10 protein-coding genes are annotated in these 12,472 nt (G+C 26.7%); 9 read left to right on the forward strand and 1 reads right to left on the reverse strand.

The window, feature by feature from the left end:
* The first annotated feature begins 8 nt into the window (after positions 1-8).
* The 8 genes from NWE74_RS18215 to NWE74_RS18250 all read left to right on the forward strand — a co-directional run bounded on the left by NWE74_RS18215 (position 9) and on the right by NWE74_RS18250 (position 10,888).
* Entirely contained in the window at positions 9-710 is a 702-nt protein-coding gene (locus tag NWE74_RS18215) for a response regulator transcription factor (RefSeq protein ID WP_258244387.1), read from the forward strand.
* The gene (locus NWE74_RS18220) at positions 688-1,929 is read left to right on the forward strand and encodes a sensor histidine kinase (protein ID WP_258244388.1); all 1,242 of its coding nucleotides are present in this window, start codon (positions 688-690) and stop codon (positions 1,927-1,929) included. The genes NWE74_RS18215 and NWE74_RS18220 overlap by 23 nt, the downstream gene beginning before the upstream one ends.
* 132 nt (positions 1,930-2,061) lie before the next feature.
* Entirely contained in the window at positions 2,062-2,739 is a 678-nt protein-coding gene (locus NWE74_RS18225; RefSeq protein ID WP_092722304.1) for an ABC transporter ATP-binding protein, read from the forward strand.
* The gene (locus NWE74_RS18230; RefSeq protein ID WP_258244389.1) at positions 2,740-5,349 is read left to right on the forward strand and encodes an ABC transporter permease; all 2,610 of its coding nucleotides are present in this window, start codon (positions 2,740-2,742) and stop codon (positions 5,347-5,349) included.
* 227 nt (positions 5,350-5,576) lie between these two features.
* The gene (locus NWE74_RS18235; protein WP_258244390.1) at positions 5,577-6,242 is read left to right on the forward strand and encodes a response regulator transcription factor; all 666 of its coding nucleotides are present in this window, start codon (positions 5,577-5,579) and stop codon (positions 6,240-6,242) included.
* A 7-nt stretch (positions 6,243-6,249) separates the two neighbouring features.
* Positions 6,250-7,452 (forward strand): sensor histidine kinase, encoded by a 1,203-nt coding sequence (locus NWE74_RS18240; protein ID WP_258244391.1) that lies wholly within the window; start codon positions 6,250-6,252, stop codon positions 7,450-7,452.
* Between the two features lie 116 nt (positions 7,453-7,568).
* On the forward strand, positions 7,569-8,249 hold the full coding sequence (locus tag NWE74_RS18245; RefSeq protein WP_258244392.1) for an ABC transporter ATP-binding protein: 681 nt from the start codon (positions 7,569-7,571) through the stop codon (positions 8,247-8,249).
* Positions 8,249-10,888: an ABC transporter permease gene (locus tag NWE74_RS18250; RefSeq protein ID WP_258244393.1), complete on the forward strand. Its 2,640-nt coding sequence runs from the start codon at positions 8,249-8,251 to the stop codon at positions 10,886-10,888. Before NWE74_RS18245 ends, NWE74_RS18250 begins: the two co-directional genes overlap by 1 nt.
* 218 nt (positions 10,889-11,106) lie before the next feature.
* Here NWE74_RS18250 and NWE74_RS18255 read toward each other — a convergent pair whose 3' ends face one another.
* On the reverse strand, positions 11,107-11,586 hold the full coding sequence (locus tag NWE74_RS18255; RefSeq protein WP_258244394.1) for a hypothetical protein: 480 nt from the start codon (positions 11,584-11,586) through the stop codon (positions 11,107-11,109).
* Positions 11,587-11,745: 159 nt separating this feature from the next.
* Here NWE74_RS18255 and NWE74_RS18260 point away from each other — a divergent pair, with 159 nt between their 5' ends.
* Positions 11,746-12,369 (forward strand): hypothetical protein, encoded by a 624-nt coding sequence (locus NWE74_RS18260; protein WP_258244395.1) that lies wholly within the window; start codon positions 11,746-11,748, stop codon positions 12,367-12,369.
* The last annotated feature ends 103 nt before the right edge of the window (positions 12,370-12,472 follow it).

The following is a 12,472-nucleotide window of genomic DNA, read 5'->3' on the forward strand; positions in this document are numbered from 1 at the left end:
GTGAGAAAATGATAAATGTACTTATGATAGAAGATGATAGTGCAATATCTTTTGCAGTAAAGTATGCACTAGAGAAAGAAGGATTTAACATTGATATATGCAATGATTTAGAGAAAAGCAGAAACAGTATTAAGGATAAAAAGTATAATATAATTCTTTTAGATGTAATGTTACCAGATGGAAATGGTTATGATTTTTGTAGAGAAATTAGAGAAGTTCAAGACACTCCTATAATATTTTTAAGTGCTTGTGATGAAGAAGTGAATGTAGTTATGGGGCTAGATATTGGAGGAGATGATTATATAACCAAACCTTTTAGAGTTAGAGAACTTATCTCTAGAATAAATGCAGTACTTAGAAGAAAAGGCAGTAGTAATGAAAATAAAAAAGTAATTAAATTTAAAGACTTAACTATAAATACTTTAGAAGCTAGAGTTTACAAAGGTGAAGAGGAAATTTTGTTAACATCTGTTGAGTACAAGCTATTATTAATATTAATTAAAAATAATAATGTGGTATTAAGTAGAACTAAAATACTAGAAAAATTATGGGACGTTACTTGTGATTTTGTAAATGATAATACCCTTACAGTTTATATAAAAAGGCTTAGAGAAAAAATAGAAGATGATTCAAGCCACCCAAAATACATACTTACAGTAAGGGGATTAGGATATAAGTGGAACGGAAGTGAAAATAGTGTTTCTATCTAATGCTGAAATAAAAAGTTTTATAAAAGATTACACTATATTATTTATGATTACTGTAATGCTTTGTGTAGGAGTTAGCTTTATAAGTGTAAACATAATAAAAAATAAGGTAGTAGAAAATAATCAAGCTATAATAGGATCTATACTTTCAAAGCATCCCAACTTAGAAAGTAATATAGTAGGCATTGTAACTCAAGGGAAATCAAAAGATGATATAAGTTTAGGTAAAGAAATACTAAAAAAATATAGCTATGATAAAAATATAAGATTAAATAATGAGCCAATTATAAGAGATAGTATAAAGAAAGTATTTAGTATAAATTTATTATCTATATTTGTGCTATTTATTTTTATTTTAATGTTAGTTATGCACTATTTTAAGATTATATACAGTGATATAAAAGACATGACTGAATATGTATATTATAGTTCAGAGGGCAAAAAATTTGAAATGAAAAATAAAAATCAGGAAGGTCAAATCGGACTTCTTAAAACGGAACTTTTGAAAATGACTAATATACTTAAAGAAAAAGTAGAACTTTTAAGTAAAGAAAAGATATTTTTAAATGACACTATCTCTGATATTTCACATCAGTTAAAAACGCCTATGACATCACTTATGATACTTAATGATTTAATGTATGATGATATAGCAAAAGAAACCAAAATAGAGTTTTTAGAAAAGATAAAATCTCAATTAAATAGAATGGAATGGTTGATAAAGAGCATGCTAAAGCTTTCAAAAGTAGAAGCTAAAGTAATAAATTTTAAAAATGAGAAAGTAAATGTTTTAGAACTTATAAAAATGTCTATTCAACCAAGTTTAGTTCCAATAGAACTTAAAAATATAGATGTCAGTATAAATGGTGATAGTGAAGCTATATTTTTAGGAGACATGAATTGGTCTATAGAAGCTTTAGTCAATATAATTAAAAATTGTGTAGAACATACTTTTTCTAATGGAAGTTTAGATATTAGCTATGAAGAAAATTCTTTATACACAGAAATTGTAATAAAAGATAGTGGAGAAGGTATAGATAAAAAGGATTTACCTCATATATTTAAAAGATTTTATAAAGGAAAAAGTAGTTCAAAAGAAGATAGCGTAGGTATTGGACTAGCTATGGCAAAGTCTATAATTGAAGGACAAAAGGGTGATATTTATGTCAAAAGTGAAAAAAACAAAGGAACTCAGTTTAATATAATATTCCATAAAATCTAAGTGACTAATTTGTAATATTTAATTCACTTTAAAGTAATTTTATATCTTTAAAATTAAGTTAAGAAATTAAAAGTAGCATAAATATGATGAACTAAATAAGGTGAAATTTACAAAATGAGGAGTAAAGGTTATATGGAAATTTTAAAAGTTGAAAATTTAACAAAGAGTTATGGCACGGGAGAAGCAAAAGTAGATGCCTTAAAAAATATTAATTTATCAATAAATAAAGGGGAATTTGTTGCAATAGTAGGACCTAGTGGAAGTGGTAAAAGTACGCTACTTCATTTATTAGGTGGAGTTGATAAACCAACGAGTGGAAATGTATTTATAAATGATGTAGATATATATAACTTAAAAGAAAAAGACTTATCTATATTTAGAAGAAGAAATATAGGAATTATATATCAATTTTATAATTTGATACCAGTACTTAGTGTAAAGGAAAATATATTATTACCAGCAGAACTTGACAATAGAAAAATAGAAAAAGCGTATTTAAATGATTTATTAAAAACTTTAGGATTGAAAGAAAGAGAAAATCACCTTCCAAATGAATTAAGTGGAGGACAACAACAAAGAACTTCTATAGGTAGATCGCTTATAAATAGACCAGCAATAGTTCTAGCAGATGAACCAACAGGAAATTTAGATAGCAAAAACTCTAAGGAAGTGATTGAGCTTTTAAAGTTATCAGTAAAAAAATACAATCAAACTTTAATAATGATAACTCATGATAACAATATTGCCTTACAAGCAGATAGAGTGATATCCATAGAAGATGGAATGATTACAGCTAATGAGGTGATATAGATGAACTTATATTACAGCTTAACTTTAAGATATTTAAAACAAAATAAGAAAAGAACAATAGTTACAATAATAGGAATAATATTATCTACATCTTTGATTTGTGGGATAGGTAATATGGTTGAAAGTGTTATAGATTATCAGACTAGGGAAGCAATAGCTGATATGGGAGATTATCATGCTATGTTTCATAATATGAAAAAAGATAATGTAGATATTATAATAAATAGTGTAGGTTTATCTAAAAGCTTTGTAACTAGTAATTTAGGATATTCAAAATTAAATAATAAAAAGAAAAACTTAGTTGAAGTAAAAGAATATGACAAGACTGCTTTTGAAAGCTATGAAGCAAAACTAAAAGAAGGTAGATTTCCAACAAATAATAAGGAAATAGTGATAAGTGAAAGTGCTATTCCTTTAATTAATAAAAAAGTAGGAGATAATATAACACTAGATATTGGAAAAAGGCTATCTGCAGATGGAAAGAATCTATATGATCCAATAGTATGGGATCATGAAACTATAGTTAATAAAAAGAGCAAAGATTTTAAAATAGTTGGTATTATGAATAAATCTAGATGGGATATAGGTAATGATGTTGTAAGTGCAATTACATACTTAGATTTAAACAGTAAATCTAAAAATGATAGATTAAAAATAGGTGTATCATCCAATAAGCCAAAAGAAATTTATAAAATATCAGAATCTATAGCAAAGAACTTAGGACTAAAAGAGGAGGAATTTGACAGTAGTAATTTAGATGAAGAGAAAAATCATAATGGTGTACATTATAAAAATCTATCATTTAATGAACCGTTACTAAGATTAAAAGGTGCAAGTGCTTATGCAAATATTGATAAAACAATAAGTATAGCAATATTTATTGTAATAGCATTAGTTGTAATATGCACAATGGCTACAGTATATAATTCATTTAGTATATCAACAAGTGAAAGAAGAAAACAATTTGGAGTATTAAATTCTATAGGTGCTACTAAAAATCAAGTCATGAAATTAGTATTTATAGAAGCTATTATAGTGAGTTTGATAGGAATACCAGTGGGGCTAATCATAGGCACTTTTGCTATTGATTTAGTATTAAAATTAATACAAGTATCATTTAATAATTCACAAATTGGAGACCTTAATTTAAGATTAGTTTATAATCCGTATGTAATAGTTTTAAGTACAATAATTGTGCTAGTTACAATATTTATATCAGCAATATTTCCAGCTATTAAATCAGCTAAAACATCACCACTTGAATGTATAAGAAATAGTAGTAATCTAAAATTAGGAAAAGTAAAAAACTCTAAACTAGTTAAGTTATTATTTAAAACAGAAGGTGTTCTTGCATATAAAAATTTAAGAAGAAACAAGAAAAAATTTAGAATAACTTTATTCTCTTTAATAATTAGTGTAGTTATATTTATATCATTTAGTGGATTTTTAGCTTTATTTGAAAAAGCCAGTGAATTAAATACGGGTAGGATGACTTATGATATAAGAGTTTGGAAAAGTGGTCTAAAAGAAAATAATAATATAATAGAAGAACTAAATAAAATAAATGGAATAAAGAGAACTATTGTTACTAATGACTATTGGGTAGGTATAAATGTTAATGAAAATGATATAAATAAAAAATATAAAAAGGTTATAGATGACTTTTTTTCTACAAAAAGTAAAAATAATCAAATTGTATATGACTTTAATATGGAACGAAATACTTTCCAATTTATATCAGATAAAGATATAAACACCCTAAAATTAAAAGATGGCAATTTTGATAAAGAAACAGCTATAAAAGAAAATGGAATAATAATTAGAAATAAAAGCTTATATATAGAACCGGGCAAAGCTTATGATATTTCATTAACTAATTATAAAGTTGGAGATACAATAGATGCATATAAGAGATATTTTGATAAAAATGATAAAGAAATAACAGAGCCTATAAAATTAAAAGTTTTAGCTACTACTGAAGATTCACTTATAGGAAGTAGTGGTTCTAGCTATATGGGAATAGATTTTATAACTTATAATGAGGTAGGTAAAAAATTAGGCTATGAAATAAGTGATTCAAATATATACATATACTCTGATAAAAAAGAAAATACAAGAAAAGCAGTAAGTGATATAGGCAAAAAATATGGATATGATGTACGTGATGAAGTGGAAGAGGCATTAAAAATTGAAACATCTATTAGTGTAGTAAAAATATTCGTATATGGATTTATATTTATTATATCTTTAGTAAGTGTGATAAATATAGTAAATACAATAAGTACAAATATAAATCTAAGAAAAAGAGAATTTGCAATAATTAAATCTATAGGTACAACGCCTAATGGATTTAATAGAATAATATATTTTGAAAGTTTGCTGTATGGCGTTTTAGCATTAATGTATGGAGTTCCTATAGCAATTGGAATAGATGTAATTATGAATAAAACTATTGGAAATGTTGTAGAATTAGGAATGATACTTCCATGGAAGTCAGTTTTAGTAAGTGTTTTAGGCATATTTACTGTTACATTTATTGCATCGTATATACCTATGAAAAAGTTAAACAAAGAAAGTATAATAGAAAATATTAGACAAGATAGTATATAGGAATAAGCATAAAAGAAAATGGGTAAGGTGTGTAGTTATTTAAATTACAACCTATACCCATTTTTTTATGTAACGTACGAAGTTGTTAGCGCTATGAGCTAAACGGATTAGTACTAAATAAAATACTAAAAACGGACATAATACAAATTTCGACATTAATTTTAAATAAAATAATATATTATAATAATTGCCAGTTGAACTTAGTATATAAAAAAGGAGATAGATAGATGTTTAATATTTTGATAATTGAAGATGATGATACAATTGCTTTTGGAGTTAAATCATTTTTATCGAAAAGCAACTATAACGTTATTCATGGTGAAAATTTAAAAAGAGGAAAAGAACTTTTTAAAACAGATATAGATTTAATATTGCTAGACTTAAATCTACCTGATGGATCAGGATTTGAGTTTTGTCGTTATGTAAAAGAAATTAAAGATATCCCTATTATTTTTCTTACTATCAATGATGAAGACAGCAATATGATAAAAGGATTAGATATGGGGGGAGATGACTATATTACAAAACCCTTTAAATTAAGTGTTTTACAATCTCGTATTAGTGCAGTGTTACGTAGAACAGTAAAACAGCAAATCCAAGAAGATATTTTATGTTGCAAAAACATTAAAGTAATAAAATCTCAATCAAGAGTGTATAAAAACAATCAAGAGGTAGAATTAACACTTGGTGAGTATAACTTATTATTACAATTATTAGAAAATAAAAATCGAACTTTAACAAGATCTATATTGTTGGAAAATTTATGGGATGTTAATGGAGAATTTGTAAATAACAACACATTATCAGTAGCAATAAAGCGTCTTAGAGAAAAGTTAGAAGATGCATCTTTTATTAAAACTGTAAGAGGCATAGGCTATAGGTTGGAGGATTAAATTTTATATGAATAAAAAAGGTATGAGTATATGGTTAGCTACAAGCTTTATATATATAACAATTGTTTGTGTTATATGTGGTGCTTTTATTTACAAGCAATCAGAGAACATGTTCTATGAAAAAGCGGCACAACTTATAGCAGTTGGCACGAATGCTAATGAGGATATTGAACAAGATTTAGTATCAGCACTAAAAAATAAAAATGAAACAGATATAAATAGTGGGAAGAAAATATTAAATCAATATGGTTACATAGAAAGTTCCAACTTTATTTTCAACACAAATCAAGGATTTAGTAATGTGCTAAAGGTGATTTTAATATTAATTGTAGCAATCTTTTCTTATTTTGCAGTATCTCTAGTAGCCTCAAATATCATAAAGAAAAAACGCATAGATAGTCTAGCAAAATATCTCTATGATATAAACGAAGGCGATTATACAATGCAGATTAAAAGCAAAGAAGATGAGTTTTCAATTTTAGAAGATGAGTTATATAAAACTGTTATGATGCTTAGAGAAAGTAGAGAAAAAGAAAGAGTAGAAAAAGAAAATCTATGCAATAACCTTGCAGATATCTCCCACCAACTTAAAACTCCAATTACTTCTATGTCATTGATGATTGAATTATTAGAATCTAGCAATATTGAAGGAGATGAAGCTTTATATATTGGAAGTATTTCAGCACAGATAGAGCGTCTAAATTATTTAGTATCATCATTGTTGATACTTTCAAAAATAGATGCAGATTCAATTCAATTAGAATATAAGCCTATTAATGTCTATGAATTGATATGTGTAGCTGTTGAACCTCTCTGCTTAATGATAGAAAAAAAGAAACAACAACTTTTTATTAAAGACAATAGTGAGATATTTTTTAATGGTGATTTTCATTGGACAAGTGAAGCAATTCTTAACATAGTAAAAAATTGCTACGAACATACACCAGATTGTGGAGTAATCTCTATAGATTACAAACAAGATCCTTTATGCACACAAATAATAATTGAAGATAATGGCAAAGGATTTGATAAAAAGGATATTCCCCATTTATTTACTAGGTTTTATAAGGGTGCTAACTCATCTAAAAATAGTGTAGGAATTGGACTTGCTCTTTCAATGTCCATAATTAAGAAACAAAATGGTGAAATTATTGCTTTAAACAAGGAAACAGGAGGAGCAAAATTTATAATAAAGTTTTATAGAAATTAATTAACTCTGTCACTAAGATGTAAGATAGAAAAAGTAAAATGAAGTTAATCAAAGAAATGCATAGTAAAATCATAAACTCTTTGAAATATGAACTAATAAATAAAGGGGAGAATATCTTGGAAATACTAAGAACTGAAAATCTTACAAAATCCTATGGAATGGGAGATACGAAGGTCACTGCACTTAATAATTTGAATTTGAGCATAAACAAAGGACAATTTGTTTCAATAATTGGAGCAAGTGGTTCAGGTAAATCTACACTACTACATATGTTAGGAGGCGTGGATAAACCTACAAGTGGAAAAATATATATTGAGGACACTGATATTTCATCAATGAATGAAACTGAACTAGCTTTATTTCGTAGAAGAAAAGTAGGTCTAATATATCAGTTTTTCAATCTTATACCTACATTAAATGTTGAAAAAAATATATTATTACCAATGCTTTTAGACGGCAGAAAGCCTAAAAAAGAAGAGTTTGATAAGATTGTAAAAATGCTTGGTTTAAGTGAAAGGCTTAACCATCTACCGAATCAGCTTTCAGGAGGTCAGCAGCAAAGAGTTGCTATAGCTCGTTCATTAATTTATAGACCATCTATTATATTAGCAGATGAACCTACTGGAAACCTTGATAGGAAAAACTCTGAAAGTATTCTTGAGATGTTAAAAATTTCAAATAAAGAGTACAATCAAACTATTTTAATAATTACTCATGACGAAAAAATTGCATTATCAGCAGATAGGATGATTAGAATCGATGATGGTGAAATTGTGTCAGATGAGGTGATTAAATGATGAACATAATGAATGAATATACATATAACCATTTGAAAAAAAATAAGCGACATACGATTTCTATAATCGTTGCTATTACAATTGCTTCAGCACTTTTATGTTCACTATGTATATTTTTACATACTTTATGGGAGTCAAAAGTAAGTGAGGCAATTGAAAATGGAGGATACTGGCATGGTGAATTATTTGAATCTATACCAGGTGATAAATTAAAATATATAACAGAAAATCCAGAAGTTGAAGCTACTATGATTAAAGGTCAGTGGATTACTGCTAAGCTTTCTGATACTAAACGTTCGTATCTATTAATGAGAGATGTAGATGAAAATTTTTGGTCAGACATGAGCTTAAAAAACACACTTACAAAAGGTAGACTTCCTCAAAAATCTGGAGAAATTGTTGTATCTAAATTATTTTTCTTGGATAATCCTTCGTACAAAATTGGTGATAAATTGACTATTCCAACAGGTAATCGTATGTTAGGTAATAAAAAAATTAAAACTCAAGATAATAAACGATCAGGTGAGACTTTCAAGGAAATAGAAACTAAGGATTATACCATAGTTGGAGAACTAGATGTTTCTGGGAGTTCTGCATATCCTGGATATATTGCAATGGGATATTTAAGCCATTCACAAATAAAGCCTAAAGATGAACTTACAGTTTATATGAGATTTGAGAAACCTCATAAAATTTATGATACATTACCTAAAATAGCTAAATCTACGGGACTGAAACAAGATGAATATGGAAAATATAATGTTCTTTATAATACATCTTTATTAGGCTTATATGGAATTAGTGATAAAAATAATGAAAGTACTCAAATAATTGTAATAATAGCAATGGTAATAATAATGACTTTATTAGTTATGGGAGCATTTATTCTAATTATATATAATTCATTTTCTTTATCCGCAAATAGTAGGATTAAACAGCTAGGAGTATTAAAAAGTTTAGGTGCAACCCCAAAACAAATTAAGCACTCTGTACTCTATGAAGGGTTTTTATTATGGCTTATTCAATTACCGATAGGGATTATGATAGGATATCTATTTAGTCATATAGTTGTTTTTAAAGTTAATGAAATTCTTAGTGCCACAGAGAATTTTAGAAAGATAGATATTACATTCTCATGGGTAGTAGTTGCTTTTGCCATTATTATATCGTTGATTACTGTTTTAATATCGGCATATATTCCAGCAAGAAAAGTAGCGAAAGTATCAGCTATTGTTGGAATACGTCAAAATAATAATAATATAAAACTTAAAAAACAAAAATCTTACCCAATAATAAATAAAATATTTGGGATAGAAGGTGAGTTGGCAAAAGTACAATTTGCAGCTAATAGAAGAAGTTTACGTACTGCTGTGTTGTCTATTTCAATGTGTTTCACATTAACAGTGGGATACATTAGCATTGTGTCTATATTAAACTTTGCTGAGTCTAAGGATGAGGAAACGAGCAAATATGATATGACGGTTAATCTAAATATTCTTGATGAACCAAGTGATGATATGATAAATAAAATTATTTCACTACCTAAAGTTAAGGATAGTGTAGTTAGAAGACAAGTACGTACTTCAACTTATGTAACTAAACAACAAGAATCAAAGGATTTTGCTAAATCTGGAGGGTTTGATGAAGTAAATTCAATGAAATATGCAGTATTAAAGGAAAATGAAAATTACAGAATTATAACAAATTTAGTTGGATTAAGTGATGAATCATTTAAAAAATACTGTGAAAAAATTGGAACTAATTCTGAAATGTATTATCAAGAGGAGGATGTAGTTAAAGGAATATTATTAGATAGCACATATCATACATCAAATGGTTCAAAAGATGTACAAAAAATACCGTTATTAAATTTAAAAGAAGGCGATGAACTAGTATTACATGAAAAAGTAGAAAGTGATATGAATACAAATTATAAATTTAATACTAAAGTAGGAGCTGTTACAGAGATTTCTTTAGGAAATCAAGGAGGAAATAGATATAGTATAGACTATATAGTACCTATGAGTACTTATCAAAAAATAGTTAGTAAATTTATGCCAGAACGTATGCTTGAATACAGCATTATGGGAATTGATTTGTTGGTGGGTGATAAGGCTAGTCCAAGTGTAAAAAAAGCACTAAATAAAATTTGTACTTCTTATCTTGGATCTGATGATTTTAGTATAGAGAGTTTATTAGAAGCAAAAAATCATGATGCACTAGTTCAAAAATCTACAGCTATTAGCGTTTTTGCTATAGCACTAATGATTGGTTTGATTGGTATATTTAATGCCTTTTCTACCATTTCAAATAATCTTAGACTACGAAAAAGAGAATTTGCTGTGCTTAGATCAGTAGGATTAACGCCAAATGGATTAAATAAAATACTGGCTCTAGAAGGATTATTCTTTGCTGTGACACCAATTATTGTTAGTATACCAATAGTATTATTTATTTGCTGGTTTATGCTAAGACTAACACTAATTACAGGGGGAGAGTTTATATCTGTTTTCCCAGCAGGAGTGATACTAATGTATACTGTCCTTATAATTGAATCTATCTTCTTATCATATTATTTTTCTTCAACATGCGTTAAAAAAAGTAATGTAGTAGAATCAATTAAAAATGAAATAGTATAAAATTTGGATCAGATGTTTTAAGGTTAATAATAAAAATAGGGTATGCATACCCTATTTTTAAAAATTTCGAGTCTGAAATCAACTTGAAAAAAATCTTGGAGAAGAATAAGAATAAACATAAGAACAAGAATAAGAATAAAAACAAACATAAACATAAAAAGAAAATGGGTAAGGTATGTAATGTTATTTAAAATATAATCAATACCCATTTTTTTGATTTATTTAAAGTATTTACCATATGGTTTGAAGTGTTTTAATTCTTCAATTATTTCATCTAAAGGATTTTCACTTTTTTCAATATCGTCATCAATAAACTTTGATAAACAATTAAATAAAAAGTCTCCAATTCCATCCATTGTAAAACTAGATAACATACCTTTATCTGTACTTTCTAAGATAACAATTATTAGATTTCCAGTGCTTATTTGATATTGATAAGACGAGAACTCTATATCATTACAAATTTTATTAAAATGATCTATAGTTATTTGTATTTCTGTTTTTTCTTTTTCACTTAATAATGATTGTATAAAATTAGAATCACATATTTTATATATTCTTGAGTTGTCAGTTAACTGAATTGTAGATAGATTTTCACTTAAATTTAAATATTCTTCTCTAGTGATCTCTTGTCCCTTAAATTCATCACATAAGCATTTTGAAATATCGTTTATTGTATATTTATTTTTTATAGTCATCACTAATCCCTCCCTTATATTTATATAATACTATTATTGTGGTTGAAGGTCACTTATAATCATTGGATTTAAAAAGATTCATAATCTTTAAGTTATGATATAATTTAATTAACAATAATTGTATATCTAATTAATAACAAAGATAAGGGGAATTAAAAAATGATAAATGGAAATACAGATGAATCCTGGACTATTAAAACATGTGGAGATGAATTACTAAATTTTATTATATTTACTGGGTGTATGTATAAATTAATTGATGATAAAAATTTCGATGAGTCAAACACAATTTGGCCAACTAATCTGTTAAATTTAGATTTTGAAAATTTAAATACTAATAAGTTAAAATTACAGTGGAAATTATGGTTTAATAGCGTTATAGAAAAGAGATGTAGTGATATTGATTTTAATGAAATGTGCACATTGGTTAATGAAATATATAGTACAATTGATTTTTTAGAACTAGAATACATTGAGCTTAGAGAATGCTGTAAAAAATCATATCCATATTTCATTGAGTGGTGGGAGATGCAAGCTGGAGGAAAAAGTGCTATTTCTTTTTATGAAATTATGGGGGAAAATAAATTTTGGTATTATATTGAGGAATTAGAATCTAAATTAAATAAAAAAGCTAAGCCTTTTGACCTTTATATAGATATAGTATATACGGGAGTGCCTGATGTATTAGATGTAAATGATAATTATATAGTAGTGACTCCTAATGGATACCTTACTTTAAGTGATGAGTGGTGGATGAACAAATTAGTTAAATTAATAGAATAAACAAACTACTAGATATAATATTAAAATTTAAAATAAAGACGATAAAAATGATTTATTTAAAGTTCAAATATTAGATGAATTATATAATTACTTTATAGGGAGA

The sequence above is a fragment of the Romboutsia lituseburensis genome, from assembly GCF_024723825.1.
Lineage (GTDB): Bacteria > Bacillota > Clostridia > Peptostreptococcales > Peptostreptococcaceae > Romboutsia_F > Romboutsia_F lituseburensis_A.